Here is a 20,688-nt window from a genome sequence, read left to right as displayed (position 1 = left end):
TTTTTCAGTGCCGATAAGCCCGGAAAATCGGGACTCCGGCGAGATAAAACAAGAGGAATGCGTTTTTTTTGAAAAAACCGCTTGGCAAATCGGAAAAGCATTTGTATTACCCCGCTCACACCGCGCCAAGCGGCGTACGTTCCCTGGTAGCTCAGCGGTAGAGCATTCGACTGTTAATCGACAGGTCGCCGGTTCGAATCCGGCCCGGGGAGCCACTTTTCTACGAATGAGAAAAGTAACATACCGCTCATTATCCCATCGCAATAATCCACTGACCTAGCACATACTCGCGAGACGGTGTCTTTCACCAATTCTGTTGCTGCTATTTCAGATACTTTTTGGCTACATTTCCGTTTACACGTGGGAAACGGACGAAGTCGGAAGATGTTTCAAAATAGGTGCTGAAAGATTCATTGCGCGGTATCTGGCAGGACCGACGGTAGATTTCTGGTGACCTTTTCCAGCATCATTGCCTTCATATGCTCCGCAACAACCGCGGGCCGGTTTGGCATAGACCAGCCGCCCTCCTCGCCAAAAACATAGGGTCGAGAACGGAGGAAAGCGTTCCCGAGCCATGTTGTCCTCCTGATTGTGGTTATGGCGCTGTGTTGCGCTAATCGCGGAAGTAAATTTGTTCAGCCGCGGTTCAGCACGACAGTCCCACTCTCAGGGCAATGGAACTGAGCAGATCAGGGCGCGTTAAAGTCGCTCATTGGGAGACGAGATCATGAAGCTTCTAACCGCAGCAATCTGCCTTGTATCAGTCGGCATCCTGAGCGGATGCGTTGACGACAGTGGATACCGGACGGGCGGGTATTACTCGTCTGGCATCTCTTATCGTTCCTATGATCGAGACAGATATTATCGCGACTATGACCGCCGAGACTGGCGACACCAGAGAGAATGGCGCGATCGCCGAGATTACCGCGGTGATTATCGTTACCGTCCCCGCGGGCCCTCTGACACTCAGATGTACGGCGTGATTGTCCGTTAACGACCGCACCGTTAGTTTTGGCCGGCCCAAGTGACCGGCCGAGCCGTAGATGCGCTTCGCGGCAGGAACTGAGTGACTGTCGGCCAATGACGCCAGCTGCGCGTATCTCGTTGAACACGCCGCACAGCCGCAATTTGTCCGATCCTACCCGGGGATCTTTGTCTCTGCCCAGTCAAACGCCGGTCAGACGATCAGCTTTTCTTGACCGCCCGTTTCGTCGCCTTCGCGGCGTTGGTCAGCGCTGGCGGATCACTGGCAGGAAAGCTCTCCTCAAGGCTCTCGGTCAGATCGTCTTCCTTGTTGTTTTTCCCAGACTTCTGTTCCTTCTCAAGCGATTTCACCGCCGGGGATTTGGCTTTTGCTGCGGGCGCCTTTTTCGCTGGCGTCTTCTTTGCGGGCGCCTTCTCCGTCGAAGTCTTCGCGGCAGCGGATTTCTTCACGCCATTCCCGCTTTTAGACTTTGCTGCTTCCGCTTCTGCGGAGAGCTGCCGTTCCGCCTCTATCCAGTGTCTTTCATGATGCCCGTCGGGTCTTCCTTCCCTCTCCCATATTGCGCGCGCTTTTTCACGGATTGCGGCTTCGCGGTCATGGCTCATAACGGACCTCCTCTTCCTGTTGCACCGGTTTCGATTGTGCCACTGAAAAAACAGAAAAAGCCAGAGTTTGTTCCGCACAGGCCCCCAACGAATGCGCATTTCCGCGTGAAGGGAACCGTCATCGACCTGGGATCGTTTGTCCTGCAGAAACCCGCAGGAGATAATTTCATGACCACCCCGAAAAAGCCTGAAACCGAACCGCTCGACATTCGCGATGAGGACGTGGCACGCTTCGAGACAGACAGTGAACTGAAGGGCAAGGACGGAGAGATTTATCCGGATGAATCGATGAACCTGCGCGCCCGCCGGCAGGCAGCTAGACAGCACGAGGATGCCTTCATCGTCGCCACGGACCTTGAGGACGACGACCAGCGCGAGGCGGCACCTGGCGTCAGGGAGCAGCCATAAGCGTCTTGAAATGAATAAGGCGGGTCAGAGCCCGCCTTTATCAGAAAATATGCTGCTGCCGCGTCTTTAGCGGCGGACAGAAACGATGGCCTTGCGGTTGAAATTGGAGACCTGCACCCGGCCGGACTGGTTGCCGCCGAGTATCTGGGCCGTCTTGCCGCTCATGCTCTTCAGAATGCCGGCATGATAACCACGGCCGTTGCGAATGACGACGACATCGCCGGGTTTGGCCTGGTTGACCGGAACGGCATAACCGAAAGATGTCCAGGATTTCGCAAATCCAAAGGATTTGGGAGACTGCCGGCCTGCCTTGCTAGCGACGGCATGAAGGAAAAGGCCACACCAAGGGGTGCTGCGCGGATTTGCGCCAAGAATATTCTTGAGGCTCTTATTGTTCTTGGACTCATGCAGTCCGGTGTATTTTTCTGCCTGGTTCAGCATGCCTGCCGAGGCTGATGCCACGACTGTAAAAGACAAAGCAACGGATAGAATTAACACGGATACTCTCAAACGTCTCGCCCTTGTGTTAGAGGGCGCTCGTGTATTGTGACAATTTAGCGACAATTTGACGAGAAATGGGCAAAAATCAGACGCCTATTCATGCGCACTGATCTGTCATTGCTTTAAAACAGGCTGCCCTGCGCCTCATCGGCGCGGCTGCGGCCGGAATTTTCAAGATCGAGCATCCGCAATTTGGTGGTGGTTCCGCCCGGTGCGGAGAAGCCGCCGAGCCTGCCGCCGGCGGCCAGAACACGGTGGCAGGGAATGATGAGCGGCACCGGATTTTTCGCCATGGCCTGACCGACATCGCGGGCTTTTTCCATGCTGAGGCCGAGGTCTTTCACGATGCCGCCATAGGTCGTCGTGCGGCCCCAGCCGATCTGCCGCGCAACCGCGTAGACATCGAGGAAGAAGCGCTCCTGCCCGGCCAGATCGAGCTCCACGGTGGTGAAATCGATCGCCTCGCCGCCGAAATAACGGGTGACCATCGCGATCACTTCGCGCGTGCGTGTTTCCGGCACCGCAATCGTGGATGACGGCAGACGTCGCAGGAGAAGCTTTTCGGTTTCGCCGGCGTCGGCGCTAGGCAATTGCAGACGGGCGATGCCACGCCTTCCCCATGCGAGGCCGCAATGGCCGAGCGCTGTGGGAAAAACAATATAGCCGTAATGGTTGGTCATCGCATTCATCATCCGTTTTCGGGCGCACACGATGCCATATCCTGCGTCCGAAACAACCCGTTTCCTGATCTCCCAAAAAGCCTATCTCAAAAAAATAAGGCCACCCGATTTTGCCGGGTGGCCTTCCAGTGCATCGGTCGTGAATACGTTCAGGATGCGATCGTATTCGGTGCCTCCGCATTGTCCTCCATCAGGCAATGCGCCTGCCGGCTGGCGGCGACAAAGGCGGTGCGGGCGATTTCACCCGCCACGTCGCCCATCAGCGAGGCGCGGCACAGGCGCAACGCCTGCTCATGCGCCCTGTCGCCGCGCGCAGGCCATTCGTGCTGGAGAAAATCGAAGGCTTCGTAAACGCCGTTGAAAATCCGGGGAGCACCGTTTTGAAGGGATATGGTAACGGGCTTTTCCCACTTAACATCATTCAGCAACATTGATTGCACTTCCATGCTTCATTAACCCGCGACAAACGCCGGCTCCTCCAGTTGGTTCCCTCCGCCTGTGGTTTCAAGAGCGAAAAAATAACCCTCGAAAAACCATGTGCCCCGTCTTCTCATTGTAGCCGATTTGCGGAACAAAGCGGTTCAACACTCGTTCAAGCGGAAGTGAACCGGGACCTCTCATGTCGCTAAAAACCGCCCCCGTCATCGTCTGGTTCCGCAAGGATCTGCGTCTTTCTGACAATCTTGCTTTGCTCGCCGCAGTGGAGCATGGCGGGCCAGTTATTCCGGTCTACATCAGGGAAAAATCCGCCGGTCCCTTAGGGGGTGCGCAGGAATGGTGGCTCCACCATTCGCTTGCCGCTCTCTCCTCCTCGCTTGAAAAAGCCGGCGGCCGCCTGGTGCTCGCAAGCGGCGATGCAGAGAGGATACTGCGTGACCTGATATCCGAAACCGGGGCAGACACCGTGGTCTGGAACCGCCGTTATGATCCGACCGGCATGGCCACCGACAAGGCGTTCAAACAGAAGCTGCGGGACGACGGGCTGACGGTTCAAAGCTTCTCCGGCCAACTGCTGCATGAGCCATCGCGGCTGCAGACGAAATCGGGCGGGCCTTACCGCGTCTATACGCCATTCCGGCGGGCGCTGGAGGGGGGCGAAGAGCCCCATGCGCCGGCGGATGCGCCCAAGAGCCTCAAGGCGCCAGAGGTGTGGCCGAAGTCCGAGAAACTCGCCGACTGGAAGCTGCTACCCACCAAGCCGGACTGGGCAAAGGATTTCAGTGATATCTGGACCCCCGGCGAGAACGGTGCGAAGGACAAACTCGACGATTTCATCGATGGTGCCCTGAAAGGTTATGAAGAAGGCCGGGATTTTCCGGCAAAACCCGCGACGTCGCTGCTTTCATCGCATCTTGCCGCGGGTGAGATATCGCCGGCGGCCGTCTGGCACGCCACGAAAGGGCTTTCGCGACATATCGCCTCCAACGATATCAGCCGTTTCCGCAAGGAAATCGTCTGGCGGGAATTCTGCTACCATCTGCTGTTCCATTTCCCGGAGCTGGACGAGAAGAACTGGAACGACAGTTTCGACGCATTTCCATGGCGGGATGATGAGACGTCCTTCAAGGCGTGGACGCGCGGCATGACGGGTTACCCGATCGTCGATGCCGGCATGCGACAATTGTGGCAACATGGCATCATGCATAACCGGGTGCGCATGATCGTGGCGTCCTTCCTCATCAAACACCTGCTGATCGACTGGCGGAAGGGCGAGAAGTGGTTCCGCGACACGCTCGTTGACGCCGATCCCGCCTCCAACGCCGCCAACTGGCAATGGGTGGCAGGTTCGGGGGCGGATGCCTCGCCGTTCTTCCGTATCTTCAACCCCATATTGCAGGGAGAGAAATTCGACGGCGATGGTGATTATGTGCGCCGGTTCGTGCCCGAGCTTGAAAAGCTCGAGCGGAAATACATCCACAAGCCGTTCGAAGCGCCCAAAGATGTGCTCAAAAAGGCGGGCGTCGAACTCGGCAAGACCTATCCGCTACCGATCGTTGACCATGGAAAAGCGCGGGAAAGAGCGCTTGCCGCCTATGCCGCAGTGAAGAAGACCACATAAAACTGGGTATCGGCAAAATTTTGCGTGGCTAAGCCGAAGCCGGGAAGATAATTTCTTGCCTTGAGGCGGTTGTAACAGGACATAACGGCACCTAATTTCCGCTCAGACAAGAAGGCTCGATCATGACCATTCATTCCTCTGCGCTCAGTGCAATCGGCAACACGCCGCTCATCCGTCTGAAGGCTGCCTCTGAAGCGACGGGGTGCGAAATCCTCGGCAAGGCGGAATTCCTCAATCCCGGCCAGTCGGTGAAGGATCGTGCAGCGCTCTACATCATCCGCGACGCCGAACGGCGCGGCCAATTGCGCCCGGGCGGCACCATCGTGGAAGGCACGGCCGGAAATACCGGCATCGGCCTGTCGCTGGTCGCCAATGCGCTCGGCTACAAGACGGTGATCGTCATTCCCGAGACGCAGAGCCAGGAGAAGAAGGACGCGCTGAAGCTTCTCGGCGCCAAGCTGGTCGAAGTGCCGGCCGCTCCCTATTCCAACCCGAACAATTACGTAAAGGTCTCCGGCCGGCTTGCAAAACAGCTTGCGGCAACCGATGAGAACGGCGCGATCTGGGCCAACCAGTTCGACAATATCGCCAACCGGCAGGCGCATATCGAAACGACGGCGCCCGAAATCTGGGACCAGACGGATGGCAAAGTCGATGGTTTTATTTGCTCGGTCGGTTCGGGCGGAACACTGGCCGGCGTCGCCGACGGCCTGCGCGATTTCAACCCTGATATCAAGATCGGCCTTGCTGACCCCGAAGGTGCCGCCCTTTATGAATTTTACAAACACGGCGTCCTGAAGTCCGAAGGCTCCTCCATTACCGAAGGCATCGGACAGGGGCGCATCACCGCCAATCTGGAAGGGTTCGCACCGGATTTCTCCTATCGTATTTCGGATGCGGAAGCGCTGCCGGTGCTGTTCGATCTGGTCACGAAAGAAGGCCTGTGCCTAGGTGGGTCTTCAGGCATCAACATTGCCGGCGCAATCCGCCTTGCCCGTGAGCTCGGTCCGGGGCATACAATCGTGACGATACTGTGCGACTACGGTAATCGTTATCAGTCGAAGCTCTTCAATCCGGATTTCCTGCGCTCCAAGGGGCTTCCCGTGCCGCAGTGGCTGGCGACCAAGAGCGAGATTCCGGTTCCCTACGAAACCGTTTGAGGACATGCCGAAATGCCTGTGAATGCCCTGTTCCGTGACGATTTTTATCTTTCTACCGCAGAAGCGATCGTCACGGCGGTGCATGAGGATGGCGGCATCGAACTGGACCAGACCTGCTTTTACGCCACATCCGGCGGCCAGCCCGGCGATAGCGGCTTTCTCGAGCGGGCAGACGGTTCCCGCATCGAGCTTGGCATCACCAGAAACGGTGCCGACAAGAGCGTGATCGTCCATGTGCCACTCGAAGGCCAGCCTTCCCCCGAGATCGGCGAGAAGCTGACCCTGCATGTGGACTGGCCGCGTCGCTACAAGCTGATGCGCATGCACACTGCCTGCCATTTGCTCTCCGTTGTCTGCCAGTGGCCGATCACCGGTGCGGCGGTCGGCGAGGACGAATCGCGTGTCGATTTCGACATGTCGGAGACCATCGACAAGGATGAAGTGACGGCCAAGCTGATGGAGCTGGTGAAAGCCAACCATCCGGTTTTCCTGCAATGGATCACCGACGAGGAGTTGCAGGCCAATCCGGGCATCGTCAAATCCAAGAATGTGCGCCCGCCAATGGGCCTCGGCCGGGTCAGCCTCGTGTGCATCGGCGAGAATTCCAGCATCGACAGCCAGCCCTGCGGCGGCACCCATGTTTCCGAAACGCAGGAAGTCGGCGATATTCACATTGCCAAGATAGAAAAGAAGGGCAAGGAGAACAGGCGGTTCCGCATTCGTTTCGGCGCGCCTGAAGCTGCTGCCTGAAATCAGGAGAGACATCGTGAGCACGGATAAGAGCCGTTTCGTCGTTTCGGCGGACTGGGTGGAAAAACAACTCGGCACGGCCGGGTTTCGTGTCGTTGATGCGTCCTGGTATCTGCCGGCGCACAAGCGCAATGGCGCGGAGGAATATGCCGCCGGCCACCTGCCGGGTGCCGTGTTCTTCGACCAGGACAAGATCGCCGATCACACGACCGGCCTGCCGCATTCCCTGCCCTCGCCGGAATTCTTTGCGCAAGAGGCCGGCGAACTTGGTCTTAGCGAGAATGATACGATCGTGGTCTATGACGGCCCCGGTTTCTTCTCCGCGCCGCGTGTGTGGTGGATGCTGCGGGTGATGGGCGTGCGCAAGGCCTATGTGCTGGATGGCGGCCTCGACGGCTGGAAACGCGAAGGCCGGCCGCTTGAAACCGGCACGCCGGAGATCGAACCCGCCACCTTCACACCCGATTTCAACGACAAGCGCGTGACCTCGCTATCGACCATGCGCGGTATCGTCGACAGCGGTGAAAAGCAGATTGCCGATGCCCGGGGCGCCGGACGTTTCACCGGCGACGAGGCCGAACCGCGTGCCGGCATGCGCTCCGGCCACATGCCGGGCGCGCGCAGCCTGCCTGCGACGGCCTTTTCCGAAAACGGTCACTTCAAGGATCTGACCGCCATCCGCAAGATGGTCACCGATGCCGGCATCGATCTTTCCAAGCCCGTGGTCACAAGCTGCGGCTCGGGCGTCACCGCCGCCGTCGTTACGCTGGCGCTGGAATCGCTTGGTCATCACGATAATTCGCTCTATGACGGCTCCTGGTCGGAATGGGGTGGGCTGGAAGATACGCCCGTCGTCACCGGCGCTGCCGATCCCCTGCCCGTCATTTCCCATGGCCCGCTGAAGGCGCATGTGACACAGCTGGAAATGACCGCACCGCCAAAGGTCAGCCTGCCGATCCCGGTCAACCTCCAGACGGCGCTGATGCGGGTCAACAATATCCCCCTGCACTTCTACCGCTATCTCTACTGGCGGGTGGGGAAACGCTGGCATTGGCAGAAGCGCATGCGCATGAGCGATGCCGAGCTTTCCGCCATCCTGCGCGATCCGAAAAACAGCGTCACGGTTCTCTATATGAACGGCGCGCCCGCCGGTTTCTTCGAACTGAACAAGGCGAGCGACGAAGTGACCGAGCTTTCCTATTTCGGGCTGCTCGAAGAGGCGATCGGCGCCGGCGTCGGCAAATGGTTCCTTCTGCAGGCGCTTTACGCCGCCTGGCAGGACAATCCGCAGCGGGTGACGGTGACCACGAATACGCTCGACCATCCGCGCGCATTGCAGCTTTACCAGATGATGGGCTTCTCGCCCGTCGGCACCTATGAGGCCTGGGTGGAACCGCTTGCCGATACGGAGCTTCTGGAAATTTCGCTGCGTAACTGAGGGTGTAGCTCTCCCAGCCTGCCGCATATACCGCTCTCAATTAGGGTGCGCCCGACCCCACTCCCTCATTCCTGTGCTCGTCACAGGAATGAGGGTGGACGGAAACCTCAGCACGTAAAGCCTATGAGCAGCAATCAAACCTTCTCGATAATCAGATGCGTTGCGCCCTCACCCGCCACCGTTCCCGTACAGCGATAACCGAGTGCTGGCAAATCCAGCCCTTCGAAAAGCTGCTCTCCCTTGCCGAGAAACACCGGTGCAAGCGCCAGATGCAACTCATCGATCATGCCCGCCGCCATATATTGCCGGATGGTCGAGACGCCGCCGCCAATGCGGACATCCTTGCCATTCGCCGCCGTGAGCGCCCGATCGAGCGCTGCCTCGATGCCATCGGTGACGAAATGGAATTCCGTGCCGCCCTTCATGGTGAAGGAAGAGCGCGCATGGTGGGTGAGAACGAAGACTGGGACATGATAAGGCGGTTCCTCGCCCCACCAGCCCTTCCAGCTATCATCCGGCCATGCACCGCGCACAGGGCCGAACATGTTACGTCCTAGAACCCAGGCGCCGATATTCTCGAAGCTCTTTTCGGAAAAATTCTCGTCCGTCCCGGTCGAGCCACCCTCCTTGCCGAACATGCGGTGGAAGGTGCGGGTCTTGAAGGCCCATTGGTGCAGCTCTTCGCCCTTAACGCCCAAGGGGTTCTGCAGGCTCTGGTCTGGTCCTGCGCCATATCCGTCAAGCGAAATGGCGAAATTGCGAACGACGACCTTCGGCATGGCATTCTCCTCCATCAGCGAGGCCAGCTCACCAGCGTCCGGCAACCGACCTCAGATTTCGCGTTCCAGATTGACGGCCGTGGGGATCTGCCCACCGGCCGCGCCCTTGTCTTCCGTGACACTGTTCAGGAGATGATCGGCGATCAGCTCCGCCTGGAATTTACCAAGCTCGTAGCAATAGGTGATTTCGCGCTTTTCGGCCGACCAGTAGACATCGGGGCGGCCGCAGGACTTGGCCGTCAGCTTCACATCGCCCTTCAGGCCATAACCACCGAAACTACGGCTGATGAGATCGAGAACCTTCGATTCCTTGACCATGATGGCATAAGGCTCGAGTTCCGGATCGCGCGGCGGTACGTAGCTGACGGAAAATTTCGAGGGTGTCTGGCTGCGGTGAGGAGCGAGGAAATTCTCCCAGGCCGAGGCTACACTCGGATAGGCGGCAACACATTTGTCGAATTCGGTATTGGGAAGCCCCATCATCGCGGCCAGATCGCCATAACCGTCCTTGTCGCGGCCCACCATCAGGCAGGCCATGTTGCGATCCCGGCTCCTGTCCGGCACCAGCGCGGAAAAAACGGGGGCCTCATGCTCGGGCAAGGTCTCCGCCTCGCGCGCCAGATACCAGCTGTCGGTGGCATTGACGAGTGCGGTATCGAGCCATTCCTCGTTCGCCTGGAGAATCAGCGTGCCGGCCAGCTGATCGGCCGGCGACTGGACGCTTGCGGTCTCCGCCGTCCCGAAATCCGAAATCAGCATGCGCGCACCCTCATGATAGAGCGAGAAGATCGCGTTGCCGATGACGAAATTGACCGACTGCTGCAGTTGATCGTCTGAGAGGCCATCAAGACCGGAGGCAACCTGCGCGCCCGCCTCGATCGGAAGCGTCAATGAGACGAAAGCCAGCGGAACGGCGGCCAGAAAACGACGCAACATAAAATCAGACCTTCCGGAAACGAGGAGCGCCACTGATTCCCGAAGCTAACGAGTCACGCAATGGGCTGGTTGCATCACTTGTCAAGAATCGGGTGGATAGTGCTCCATTTCGGGATCATAGCTGCAAACAAGCAACGCCGATCCCAATCCAAGAGGCCCCGCCATGACCGATCTCGTCTTCACTGCAATGCCGGCTAAGGAAGCTGAGGCCTTCCGGGCGGGTGCTCCCGACGCCTATGGCCTCATGCCGGAAAAGGCCGTTTCGCCGGGCGGCATGCCCTGCCGCCACTGCCTGTCGCAGATCGGTGAAGGCGAAGCGATGCTGATCCTCGCCTACCGGCCCTTTCACTCGCTTCAACCCTATGCGGAAACCGGGCCGGTCTTTCTGCATGCGCAAGCATGTAAGCGTTATCCGCAGACGGCGGCCGTTCCGCCGATGCTGGACAGCCCGGATTATATCGTGCGCGGATATGGAGCCGACGACCGCATCGTCTACGGCACCGGCGCGGTGACTGCGACGGGTGAGATCGTGTCGCGGGCGCGGCATCTTCTTGAGCGTGCGGATGTCGCTTATGTACATGTGCGCTCCGCCCGCAACAATTGCTATCAGTGCCGTATCGATACAGCATAATCGGCAATTACCTGCAATTTTAACTGAAGAACTAAATGGCTCTCAAGCTTTCCGCAGCATGATGCATGGTATCGGAAACAAATTGATTTGAGCAGCAACATGACAAACAACCTCAATATGGCGACCCGCAGTGCAGCCCGCAGCAAGACGAGGATCTTCGCGACGGTGTTTTATTTCAGCCAGTCCACCCGCGGCCGTGTGGTTGATCTTTCCGCCACCGGCATGGCACTCGAACTGGACGGACCTTTCGCCGCCGCCAAGGGCAGCCGGGTCAAGGTGCAGAGCGACGATCTGGGCTTCATCGAGGGTGTGGTGCAGTGGCAGCACCAGAACCGCCTCGGCCTGCAGCTGAAGCTTTCCACCAACACGCTGGCGCAACTCACCTCCTATTTCCGCTTCTTCCACGAAGAAGTGAAACCGACCCTCGCCCGCTGATCGCTTGGTGCCGAAACCAGAATGCGCCGACATGTCCGTCGCGCTTCCCTGACAAAAAAATTTATCAAACGGTTGAAAACAGGCCCGACTGTCACGGGCTTGTCATTTTGGTGATGGACTCCTCGGCGATTGCTTCTACCCTGTCGTTTTCCTGACAGAGCAAGCTTCATCCGAAGGAGTTCCCATGTCGTCGCTTCTCGCTCTCCACCCCATCACCCGCCGTTCGCTTCTCGGCGGCATTGCGGCCTCTTCGGCACTGGTGTTGCTGCATCCCTTTGCCGCACGCGCAGCGGCCAATCAGGCGCATCTGCGCATCATGGAAACGACTGACATCCATGTTCACGTCTTTCCCTATGATTATTACGCCGACAAGCCGAACGACACGATGGGACTTTCGCGCACCGCCTCGATCATCGACAAGATCCGCGCCGAGGCCGGAAACTCGATGCTGGTGGATAATGGCGACTTTCTGCAGGGCAACCCGCTCGGCGACTATATCGCCTATGAGCGCGGCATGAAGGCCGGCGACAAGCATCCGGTCATCAACGCCATGAACGTGCTGGGCTATGATTGCGGCACGCTTGGCAACCACGAATTCAATTACGGTCTCGACTATATGTCGAACACGCTGGCGGGCGCCGGTTTCCCCTATGTCTGCGCCAACCTCACCAAGGGCCAGCTCGCTTCCGATCCAAAAAACGACGAGCTGTTCTTCAAGCCCTATGTCATTCTGGAAAAGCAGATCCGCGATGGCGGCGGCGTGACGAGCCCGGTCAAGGTCGGCATCATTGGCTTCGTGCCGCCGCAGATCATGATGTGGGATTCCAAGAATCTCGAGGGCAAGGCCCAGACGCGCGACATCGTCGAGGCGGCGAAAGCCTGGGTGCCTGTCATGAAGGAAGAAGGCGCCGATATCATCATCGCCCTTTCCCATTCCGGTATCGACGGCAAGGGCCAGACGGAGCGCATGGAAAACGCCTCGCTTTATCTGGCCGCCGTCGAAGGCATCGATGCCATCTTCACCGGCCACCAGCATCTTGTCTTCCCCGGTCCGAAGACCTGGGACGGCATCGAGGGTGCTGATGCGGTCAAGGGCACGCTGATGGGCAAGCCGGCGGTCATGGCCGGTTTCTGGGGCTCGCATATGGGCCTCATCGACCTCTTGCTCGAAAAGGATGGCAAGAGCTGGAAGATCGTCGACTTCACCTCTGAGGCCCGGCCGATCTATCACCGCGATGACAGTCGCAAGGTCGTCGCCGATTTCACTGACAAGCAGGAGGTTCTCGCCGCCGCCAAGGCTGACCACGAGGCAGCGCTTGCCTATGTGCGCCGTCCCGTCGGCAAGACGTCCGCGCCGCTCTACTCCTATTTCGCGCTGGTGGCTGATGATCCGTCCGTGCAGATCGTCTCCAACGCCCAGACCTGGTACATCAAGGATATGCTGAAGGAAGGGCAATATAAGGATCTGCCGGTGCTCTCCGCAGCAGCGCCCTTCAAGTCTGGCGGTCGCGGCGGCGCGGATTATTATACCGATGTCCCCGCCGGTGACATCGCCATCAAGAACGTCGCCGACCTCTATCTCTATCCCAACACGGTGCAGGCGGTGCTGATCAACGGCGCGCAGGTGAAGAACTGGCTGGAAATGTCGGCCGGCATGTTCAACACGGTGGAGGCCGGTGCCAAGGACGCGCCGTTGCTCAACGCCGACTTCCCGTCCTATAATTTCGATGTGATCGACGGTGTCACCTATCAGATCGACATTTCCAAACCGGCGAAATTCGACAAGGACGGCAAGGCGGTCAATCCCGACAGCAACCGCATCGTGAACCTCCAGTTCAACGGCAAGCCGATCGATCCCGAGCAGAAATTCGTGGTGGCCACCAATAATTACCGCGCGAGCGGCGGCGGTAAATTCCCCGACATCGCCGGCGACAAGGTGATCTTCGTAGCGCCCGATACCAACCGCGACGTGATCGTGCGCTATATCATCGATCAGGGCACCATCAATCCGTCCGCGGATGCCAACTGGTCGTTTGCACCGGTGGCCAATACCACGGCAATCTTCGAGACCGGTCCCAAAGGCCGCCACTATGCGGCGGAAATCAAGGGCGCGAAAATCGAGGATGCTGGTGACGGTGCGGAAGGTTTCGCGAAGTTCCGTCTGGTTCTCTAGGGAACACGGCTCTCCCGGTGATATATCGGCGGGAGAGCGCTTCTTCAGAACCGATGCGCCAGACCGACTATCGCCGTGCGGTGATCGCGCCGAGGCAAGGGCCCTACGCCGCCGCTTGTTCCATCTCCCTGCCGGGGAGGAGAAGCAAGCGGCACCTTCTCGATCCAGATATAACGGTTGTGGCTGCAGCCAATGTCACTCTGCGGCGACAGCCATTGTTCTCTGCTTGCTCGCCTCCAGCATCCCGTTGAAATCCTTGTGGTTCGGGCAGGCCGACAGGCGCTCTTGGAAAGCTTGCGCGAGCCATTGGCCGGCGGGTCCCGCCGGTGAATCGACGCGCCGCAGCGTGAAGAGCGGATATTCGCCCTGCTCATAGGCTTCGAGTTCAAGCGCCTTCAGGCTGCCATTGGTGAGATCATTACGCACGATCGAGGCAGGCAGACCGCCCCAGCCGAGGCCACCCTTGATGAGCTGGTATTTGGTGGCGATGTCGCTGACGCGCCATGTCTTGTAGGACAGCACGTTGAAATCCCGTCCCTTGGTCAGGCCCGAGGCATCCGTCACCACGAGTTGAACTTCCTCGCGCACATCAGCGAGAACCAGTGGCCGTTCGATCTGCGCCAGCGGGTGATCGGCCGCAACCACCGGCAACATGAAGGAATGGCCAACCTTTTCCATGACGAGGTCATCGTCCTGGCGCAACACCGCCCCGCCGATGCCGATGCCGGCCTTTCGGGAAAGCACCATATCCATGACCATGCCCAGCTCGCCGACATTGAGGCTGAGCGTGACGGTGGGGAACTGTTCGCGAAAATCCCGCAACACGGCGACGACTGCCTCAGCCGGCACCATGGTGCTGATGGCGACGGAAAGCTCCGCTTCAAGGCCCTGCTTCAGCCCCTTGGCGCGCGCACGCATTTCCTGCAAACCGGCAACGATGCGCCTTGCATCCTCCAGCATGGCGCGGCCCTCATCGGTCAGCTTGGGCTGGCGCACGCCGTTGCGCTCGAACAGAACCACCTCAAGCTGTGCCTCAAGATTGGCGATGGTGTAGCTGACAACCGACTGGGCGCGATTGAGCGCTCGTGCGGCAGCAGAAAAACTTCCGGTCTCGGCAACCGTCAAAAACACCTGCAATTGATCGAGCGTCGGGTTCGCGTCCATGTGCCATCCATTTCATCGATAGATTGCTTCCACATTATCACGGTTTTCTTGATGGCAGTAATTTTTCATATAGAGCGCAAAGGCAGGGCATCGTGCTCTCCCGCCCTCCCAAGGCGCCCGTCAATTCATCGCATAAGCAAGGAAAAGACCATGTCCAACATTCTGCTCATCACCTCCAGCCCGCGCGGCGACGAGTCCGTTTCGAACAAGTTCGCCGGTGAACTGGCTGGCAAGCTGAAGGCCAAGTCGGCTTCCAACACCCTTGTCCACCGCGATCTCGCCGCTGATCCGATCCCGCATCTCGACACCGTCAAGACCGCCGCGATCCGCAAGCCCGCCGACCAGCGCACGGCCGAAGAATCGGTTGCTGCCGATTACTCCGACAAGCTCGTCACCGAGCTTCTGGCCGCCGACACGGTCGTCATCGGCACCGGCCTCATCAACTTCAACATCTATTCCGGCTTGAAGTCGTGGATCGACAATGTCGCCCGCGCCGGACAGACCTTCAAATACACCGAAACCGGCCCGGTTGGCCTCGCCACTGGCAAGAAGGTCTATATCGTGCTTGCTGCTGCCGGCGTTTATTCCGAAGGCCCGGCCGTTTCGATGAACCACGCCGTTCCCTACCTCAAGACCGTTCTTGGCTTCATGGGCATGACTGACGTGGAAGTCATCTATGTCGAAGGCCTGGCGTTCGGCCCGGAAGCCGTCGAAAAGGCCGTTGCTGCTGCCGAAGCCAAGGTCGAAGAACTGGCGCAGGCCGCCTGATTCCCGTTGAATGAAGGCTGATGCGGGCTATCGCCTGTATCAGCCGACCCACATGCCATGACGGCCGTGGACCTGGTCCCGGCCGTTATTTTTTGCCGCGTAGAGCCGCGCATCGGCCTCCGATAAAAGCGCGCGGAAAAGCTGCCCATCCTCGAAGGCGGTAGCGACGCCGATACTGACAGTCAGCGGCGAACCGTCCGGCCGTTGCAGCTCCGCGAGGACCGCCACCCGGAGACTGGCCGAAAATGCGAGCGCTGTTTCATGCGTCATCGCCGGCAGGAGCGCTACGAATTCCTCGCCGCCGAAACGGTAAAGATGTCCCAGCGGCTGCACAGCGCGTTTCAGTACAGCGGCGAATTCCCGCAAGATCTCATCGCCCTGCAGGTGCCCGAACGTGTCGTTGACGGTCTTGAAATGGTCGATATCGACGATCAGCACGCTGACCGGCCGCCGCTTCTCCAGGCACTCCACGACGAGGGAGGGCGCATCAAGTTCCATGCGGGCGCGGTCCGATACGCCGGTCAGCATATCGCGTCCCGAGCGGGACAAAAGCTCCTCATAGCGTTCCCGGAAGGTCAAGTCGTTGAAGACATCGGCAACACTGCGGCGTGTCAGAAAGCGGCCCTTGGCCGCTGTCAGCCAGAGATAGGTGGCAAAGAGCAGCGAATAGATGCCGACCGCCGCCATCTTCGCCTTCCAGCCATCGTAAAAGACATCAACAGGTGCGTTGAACAACAACCGCAGCGCCCCATAAAAACCCGCCTGATCGAAGCTCAGGATAACGACGCCGCAGATCGCGAAGCGCAGCACGATATGGCGCTGCAGATAACGTCCGAGCTTCTCGTAAAACAGGATGATGGCGATGGCATCGATGTAGAGAAGGCTGGTTCCCCAGACCATCAGGATGCCCATCTCATCGAGAAAGCCGGTACTGACCGACTGGCCGGGAACGATCGCCACCGTTTGGTGAAAACGGATGATCTGCGCCATGATGACGGTCACTATATTGCCGAGAAACAGGCCGTATATCGGCTGTCGAACCACGGCGGCATCCTCGCGCATATAGAGCATGAGGATCATCATCAGCTTGCCGGCAAAAAGGATCGAGGAGCCGGGCGATGCCACGCCAAAGGGCAGCTGCACGTAAAAAACGGCGGCGAGATAGGTTTCAAGGAAATGCATGACGCCCAGCGCGGTGAGAAAAACACCGATGCCGAGAATATGCCGGTAATGAAGGAATGCCGTCATTACCGAAAAATAGACGATGGCCTCCGTCAGAAAGAGGGCCAGATTTGCCCATTGCATCGGCACACGCCCTATCGATCCATATCGCGCTGGTTGATTGACGCGACTCCACGCCCTCTAGAGCAATTGCTGTGAACGCGGTTCACCGGAATTGCTCTAACTCTTTGTTCTGCGCATTTCCGGACGCAAAACCGAGTACACTTTTGCTGGAAATGCTCTAGAAACGATAGGCCGAAGCAAACAACGGAATCTTAATGTCCGGAGCAAGAAAACGTCATCATTTTCCTGGGAAAAGTGATGCGCCGTTCTGATCGATGATGAGTTTCGCCTTGCGGATCGTGAACTCCACCGCATCGTCCAGGCTGGTGAAGACATCGGCGCGCACGAATTCATGCACCAGCACTTCGTCACCGGCCTTTTTTTCGATACGGCCCGCCAGGCGGAACTGGCCGCCTTCCTTGATCGGGGTCGCATAGATCAGATAGTCGCCATGCGCATGCGGCTCGGCCTGCGCCACCTTCTGCGGCGCGTCGGAAGACGGCTGGCCGGAGCCGAAGGCCGAGAGGATTTTGGAAAAAAACGATGCCATGGCTTTCACTCCCTCAATCAATATCACGTTTGAAGGGCGGAGGTGATCTGCCCTTCCCTGTCATCCGTTCCCGATCAGATGATCAGGTTCGACAGGATGTCGTTTTCGGTAATATCCTCATAGCCGAGACCGGCTGCCTCGAAGCGCTCCAGAAGCCCCGCGAAGTTTTCCTGCGCATTGGTTTCGATGCCGATCAGGATCGAGCCGAAATTGCGGGCGGATTTCTTCAGATATTCGAAACGGGCGATATCGTCGTCCGGACCGAGCAGGTTGAGGAAATCGCGCAGCGCGCCGGGGCGCTGCGGCAGGCGCAGGATGAAGTACTTCTTCACGCCGGTGTAACGCATGGCGCGTTCCTTGACGTCCGGCAGGCGCTCGAAATCGAAATTACCGCCGGAGACCACGGCGATGACCGTCTTGCCTTCCAGCCTCTCGCGGCCGAGCCTTTCCAGCGCGGCGATGGACAGGGCGCCCGCAGGCTCCAGCACCACGCCTTCTAAGTTCAGCATCTCGATGATCGTCACGCAGATCGCATTTTCCGGGATGAGCATCACCTGCTCGGCCGGAAAATCCTTCAGCGCCTTGAAGTTCAGGTCGCCGATGCGGGCAACGGCGGCACCATCGACAAAATTGTCGACCTTGTTCAGCGTCACCGGTTCGCCACGTTCCAGGCTCTTCTTCAGGCTGGGCGCGCCTTCCGGCTCGCAGAACACGAAGTTCTCCTTCTTCACCGTGCCGGCCAGAAACCCGGTGAGGCCGGCCGAAAGACCGCCACCACCGACAGGCATCACGACGATGTCAGGTTTGGTGCCTTCGGGCAGCTGGTCCATGATCTCGGCGGCGACCGTCGCCTGGCCTTCGATAATATCCTGATGGTCAAAGGGCGGAACCATGTAGCCGTCATTGTCCTGCACATGCTGACGCGCAGCGGCGTAACACTGGTCGAAGATATCGCCCACCAGACGGATCTTGATGAACTCTCCGCCAAAGATGCGGGTTTTTTCGATCTTCTGCTGCGGTGTCGTCACCGGCATGAAAACCACGCCGTGAACGCCGAAATGGCGGCAGGCGAAAGCAAAGCCCTGGGCGTGGTTGCCGGCGGACGCGCAGACGAAAACCTTGTCTTTGCCAGCCTTGGCCACCGCCTTGCGGAGAAAATTGAATGCGCCTCTAATCTTGTAGGAACGAACCGGGGACAGATCCTCACGCTTCAGCCAAATCGACGCGCCATACCGACGGCTGAGATGTTCATTCAACTGCAGCGGCGTTTCCGGGAATATTTCCCGCACTTCCCGCCGCGCTGCTTCCACAAGCTGCTTGTCCACGATAGTCAATCCATTGAAATTCATAATGGCACCCGCTATGCCATAGGAAGGCGTCGGAGACAAAGACTCATTTCAGCGCGGCCACGAACTCTGGGTTTCATTTCTTGAACAGCAACCTCCTGCGCTCCGTCATCTATGTGGCGTCCATCTTCGGGCTCTACCTTGCAACGGCCATGTTCCTGCCGGCGCTGACCGATCTTTATTACGGCAATGACGACTGGATGGTGTTTGCGCTTTCGGGTTTCATGTGCGGCGGCTTCTCGCTGGCCTGCGCGCTCGCCACCCGCGGCCCCATCACCTCCTTCAACAAACGTTTCGGTTTCCTGCTCGTCAACCTGCTGTGGCTGGTGTTTTCCATCGTCGGCGCGGTGCCGCTTTACCTGTCCGAACTTGGTCTGACGCCCGGTCAGGCGCTCTTTGAATCCGTTTCCGCCATCACCACGACAGGATCGACCGCCATATCCGGGCTAGACCACGCGCCGCAGGGCATTCTCCTCTGGCGGTCGCTGCTCTGCTGGCTCGGCGGCATCGGTATCGTCGCACTCGGTCTCTTCATCCTGCCGCTCCTGCGTGTGGGCGGCATGACCTTCTTCCGTATGGAGTCTTCCGATACCGGCAACGACCGGCCCTTCGCGCGGCTGGCAAGCTTTACACGGGCTTTCGTGGCGATCTACATCATCATGACGCTCGCCTGCACCATGGCCTATGACTTTGCCGGCATGTCACATTTCGATGCGCTGAACCATGCAATGTCGACGGTCGCGACCGGTGGGTTTTCCACCCACGACGCCTCCTTTGCCTATTTCAACAATACCGCCCTGCTGTGGATCGCCACCATCTTCCTGATCTTCGGCAGCCTGCCCTTCTCAGTCATGATCCTGCTTGCGGTGCGCCGCCGGCTGGAGACGCTGCGTGACCCGCAGATCGCCGTCTTCCTTGGTTATCTCTGCGCTATCTCGATTGCGGTCGGCGTTTATCATCATTTCAGGAACGGCGTGCCGCTGGACGACGCGCTCAGCCATTCCTTCTTCAACATGACCTCGATCCTCTCGACCGGCGGTTTTGCGAGCGATGACTATACGCTCTGGGGTCCCTTCGTCGTCGTCGTGGCCTTCTTCGCGACCTTCATGGGCGGCTGTTCCGGCTCGACGGCGGGCGGCATCAAGGCCTATCGTTTTCTCATCATGTTCAACGTGGTGCGGGCCGGCCTCAAAAAACTGATCTATCCGAACGCCGTCTATTCCGTGCGTTACGGCCAGCAGGTGGTCGATCCAGACACGATCCGTACGATCTTCCTTTTTGTCAGTTGTTTTATCGCCCTGTGGATCGCCGGTAGCCTTGCCATGAGCCTGATGGGTTATGATTTTCTCACCGCCACCTCGGCCGTTGCGACCTCGCTTGCCAATGTCGGCCCGGGTATCGGCCCGATCATCGGCCCGGCCGGCAATTTCTCGACCATCAGCGAACCGGCGCTCTATCTCCTGTCCGTCCTGATGCTGCTCGGGCGCCTGGAAATCCTGACGGTGCTCGTGCTGCTGATGCCGATTTTCTGGCGCAGCTGATCCGGCGAAACAGATGTTGCGCAGGGGCGAATAAAGCACTTGACCTTCCCACGTTGGAATAGTCCAGGCTCCGTCCTGTTAGAATTCCAAACCATGGAGAACCGCCTATGTGCACCGCTCATCAGCATCATGCCGAAACCACCACCGCACCTGATAATGCAGGCCTTTCTTTCCACGTTGAAGACATGACCTGCGGTCACTGCGCCGGCGTGATCAAGGGCGCGATCGAAAAGACCGTTCCCGGTGTTGCTGTGCATGCAGACCCTGCAAGCCGCACGGTCGTGGTCGGCGGCGTCTCCGACGCGGCACACATTGCTGAAATCATCACCGCCGCTGGTTATACGCCGGAAGCGCGCGCCTGATCCGAAGAGATACCGGCGGCGGCTTTTCCATGCGGCCGTCGGTTTGCCCTGTGCCCGAGTGCACGCTCCATTTGCGTGGCGCCGTTGGATGCCTTCAACGATCGCTCCATCCTTCCCGGCAGATATCTTCTCC

General features: G+C 58.8%; 21 protein-coding genes and 1 tRNA gene. 12 read left to right on the top strand and 10 right to left on the bottom strand.

Features of this window, described 5'->3' with window-relative positions:
• Positions 1-140: 140 nt before the first annotated feature.
• Positions 141-215: transfer RNA gene (locus GSF67_RS04645), tRNA-Asn, on the top strand.
• Between the two features lie 970 nt (positions 216-1,185).
• On the opposite strand, the gene GSF67_RS04640 is transcribed toward GSF67_RS04645, so the two are convergent.
• A complete protein-coding gene (locus tag GSF67_RS04640) occupies positions 1,186-1,590 on the bottom strand; it encodes a DUF2934 domain-containing protein (RefSeq protein WP_006312766.1) in 405 nt (134 codons plus the stop codon).
• A 168-nt stretch (positions 1,591-1,758) separates the two neighbouring features.
• Between GSF67_RS04640 and GSF67_RS04635 the strand changes: the two genes are divergently transcribed.
• A complete protein-coding gene (locus GSF67_RS04635; protein ID WP_006312767.1) occupies positions 1,759-1,998 on the top strand; it encodes a hypothetical protein in 240 nt (79 codons plus the stop codon).
• Positions 1,999-2,064: 66 nt separating this feature from the next.
• Here GSF67_RS04635 and GSF67_RS04630 read toward each other — a convergent pair whose 3' ends face one another.
• From GSF67_RS04630 to GSF67_RS04620, 3 genes are all read right to left on the bottom strand, one after another.
• Entirely contained in the window at positions 2,065-2,508 is a 444-nt protein-coding gene (locus tag GSF67_RS04630) for a TIGR02594 family protein (RefSeq protein ID WP_035215217.1), read from the bottom strand.
• Positions 2,509-2,621: 113 nt separating this feature from the next.
• On the bottom strand, positions 2,622-3,179 hold the full coding sequence (locus GSF67_RS04625) for a methylated-DNA--[protein]-cysteine S-methyltransferase (RefSeq protein WP_035215237.1): 558 nt from the start codon (positions 3,177-3,179) through the stop codon (positions 2,622-2,624).
• Between the two features lie 149 nt (positions 3,180-3,328).
• Positions 3,329-3,610, bottom strand: coding sequence for a DUF982 domain-containing protein (locus GSF67_RS04620; RefSeq protein WP_006312770.1), 282 nt, complete (start codon positions 3,608-3,610; stop codon positions 3,329-3,331).
• 188 nt (positions 3,611-3,798) lie between these two features.
• On the opposite strand from GSF67_RS04620, the gene GSF67_RS04615 reads away from it, so the two are divergent.
• From GSF67_RS04615 to sseA, 4 genes are all read left to right on the top strand, one after another.
• A complete protein-coding gene (locus GSF67_RS04615) occupies positions 3,799-5,238 on the top strand; it encodes a deoxyribodipyrimidine photo-lyase (protein ID WP_006312771.1) in 1,440 nt (479 codons plus the stop codon).
• A gap of 122 nt (positions 5,239-5,360) precedes the next feature.
• Positions 5,361-6,398, top strand: coding sequence for a cysteine synthase A (locus GSF67_RS04610; RefSeq protein WP_006312773.1), 1,038 nt, complete (start codon positions 5,361-5,363; stop codon positions 6,396-6,398).
• A 12-nt stretch (positions 6,399-6,410) separates the two neighbouring features.
• Positions 6,411-7,148: an alanyl-tRNA editing protein gene (locus GSF67_RS04605; RefSeq protein ID WP_006312774.1), complete on the top strand. Its 738-nt coding sequence runs from the start codon at positions 6,411-6,413 to the stop codon at positions 7,146-7,148.
• 16 nt (positions 7,149-7,164) lie between these two features.
• Positions 7,165-8,586, top strand: coding sequence for a 3-mercaptopyruvate sulfurtransferase (gene sseA / locus GSF67_RS04600; protein ID WP_006312775.1), 1,422 nt, complete (start codon positions 7,165-7,167; stop codon positions 8,584-8,586).
• Positions 8,587-8,720: 134 nt separating this feature from the next.
• Here sseA and GSF67_RS04595 read toward each other — a convergent pair whose 3' ends face one another.
• Together GSF67_RS04595 and GSF67_RS04590 are read right to left on the bottom strand one after the other, a co-directional pair.
• Positions 8,721-9,365: a dihydrofolate reductase family protein gene (locus tag GSF67_RS04595; protein WP_035215248.1), complete on the bottom strand. Its 645-nt coding sequence runs from the start codon at positions 9,363-9,365 to the stop codon at positions 8,721-8,723.
• Positions 9,366-9,416: 51 nt separating this feature from the next.
• Entirely contained in the window at positions 9,417-10,301 is an 885-nt protein-coding gene (locus tag GSF67_RS04590) for a DUF4344 domain-containing metallopeptidase (RefSeq protein ID WP_006312777.1), read from the bottom strand.
• Between the two features lie 163 nt (positions 10,302-10,464).
• On the opposite strand from GSF67_RS04590, the gene GSF67_RS04585 reads away from it, so the two are divergent.
• From GSF67_RS04585 to GSF67_RS04575, 3 genes are all read left to right on the top strand, one after another.
• The gene (locus GSF67_RS04585; RefSeq protein WP_006312778.1) at positions 10,465-10,932 is read left to right on the top strand and encodes a DUF1203 domain-containing protein; all 468 of its coding nucleotides are present in this window, start codon (positions 10,465-10,467) and stop codon (positions 10,930-10,932) included.
• A 99-nt stretch (positions 10,933-11,031) separates the two neighbouring features.
• Positions 11,032-11,367, top strand: a complete 336-nt coding sequence (locus tag GSF67_RS04580; protein WP_010972652.1) for a PilZ domain-containing protein — start codon at positions 11,032-11,034, stop codon at positions 11,365-11,367.
• A 184-nt stretch (positions 11,368-11,551) separates the two neighbouring features.
• Entirely contained in the window at positions 11,552-13,540 is a 1,989-nt protein-coding gene (locus tag GSF67_RS04575; RefSeq protein WP_006312780.1) for a bifunctional 2',3'-cyclic-nucleotide 2'-phosphodiesterase/3'-nucleotidase, read from the top strand.
• Between the two features lie 195 nt (positions 13,541-13,735).
• Here GSF67_RS04575 and GSF67_RS04570 read toward each other — a convergent pair whose 3' ends face one another.
• Complete coding sequence (locus tag GSF67_RS04570) at positions 13,736-14,704, bottom strand: LysR family transcriptional regulator (RefSeq protein WP_006312781.1); 969 nt, start codon at positions 14,702-14,704, stop codon at positions 13,736-13,738.
• 150 nt (positions 14,705-14,854) lie between these two features.
• Between GSF67_RS04570 and GSF67_RS04565 the strand changes: the two genes are divergently transcribed.
• The gene (locus tag GSF67_RS04565) at positions 14,855-15,472 is read left to right on the top strand and encodes an FMN-dependent NADH-azoreductase (protein ID WP_006312782.1); all 618 of its coding nucleotides are present in this window, start codon (positions 14,855-14,857) and stop codon (positions 15,470-15,472) included.
• A 39-nt stretch (positions 15,473-15,511) separates the two neighbouring features.
• Here GSF67_RS04565 and GSF67_RS04560 read toward each other — a convergent pair whose 3' ends face one another.
• The 3 genes from GSF67_RS04560 to ilvA all read right to left on the bottom strand — a co-directional run bounded on the left by GSF67_RS04560 (position 15,512) and on the right by ilvA (position 18,655).
• Positions 15,512-16,777, bottom strand: a complete 1,266-nt coding sequence (locus GSF67_RS04560) for a diguanylate cyclase (RefSeq protein ID WP_006312783.1) — start codon at positions 16,775-16,777, stop codon at positions 15,512-15,514.
• A gap of 217 nt (positions 16,778-16,994) precedes the next feature.
• The gene (locus GSF67_RS04555; RefSeq protein WP_006312784.1) at positions 16,995-17,306 is read right to left on the bottom strand and encodes an HlyU family transcriptional regulator; all 312 of its coding nucleotides are present in this window, start codon (positions 17,304-17,306) and stop codon (positions 16,995-16,997) included.
• 74 nt (positions 17,307-17,380) lie between these two features.
• Complete coding sequence (ilvA, locus tag GSF67_RS04550; protein ID WP_006312785.1) at positions 17,381-18,655, bottom strand: threonine ammonia-lyase; 1,275 nt, start codon at positions 18,653-18,655, stop codon at positions 17,381-17,383.
• Between the two features lie 80 nt (positions 18,656-18,735).
• Here ilvA and GSF67_RS04545 point away from each other — a divergent pair, with 80 nt between their 5' ends.
• Together GSF67_RS04545 and GSF67_RS04540 are read left to right on the top strand one after the other, a co-directional pair.
• Positions 18,736-20,193 (top strand): TrkH family potassium uptake protein, encoded by a 1,458-nt coding sequence (locus GSF67_RS04545; RefSeq protein WP_006312789.1) that lies wholly within the window; start codon positions 18,736-18,738, stop codon positions 20,191-20,193.
• Positions 20,194-20,300: 107 nt separating this feature from the next.
• Positions 20,301-20,555 carry a heavy-metal-associated domain-containing protein gene (locus GSF67_RS04540; protein ID WP_006312790.1) on the top strand — a complete coding sequence of 85 codons (255 nt, stop codon included), beginning with the start codon at positions 20,301-20,303 and terminating at the stop codon, positions 20,553-20,555.
• Positions 20,556-20,688: the final 133 nt, after the last annotated feature.

It is taken from the genome of Agrobacterium sp. CGMCC 11546, from assembly GCF_013365515.1.
Classification (GTDB): Bacteria; Pseudomonadota; Alphaproteobacteria; order Rhizobiales; family Rhizobiaceae; genus Agrobacterium; species Agrobacterium fabrum.
This window is presented reverse-complemented; position numbering and strand designations above follow the sequence as displayed.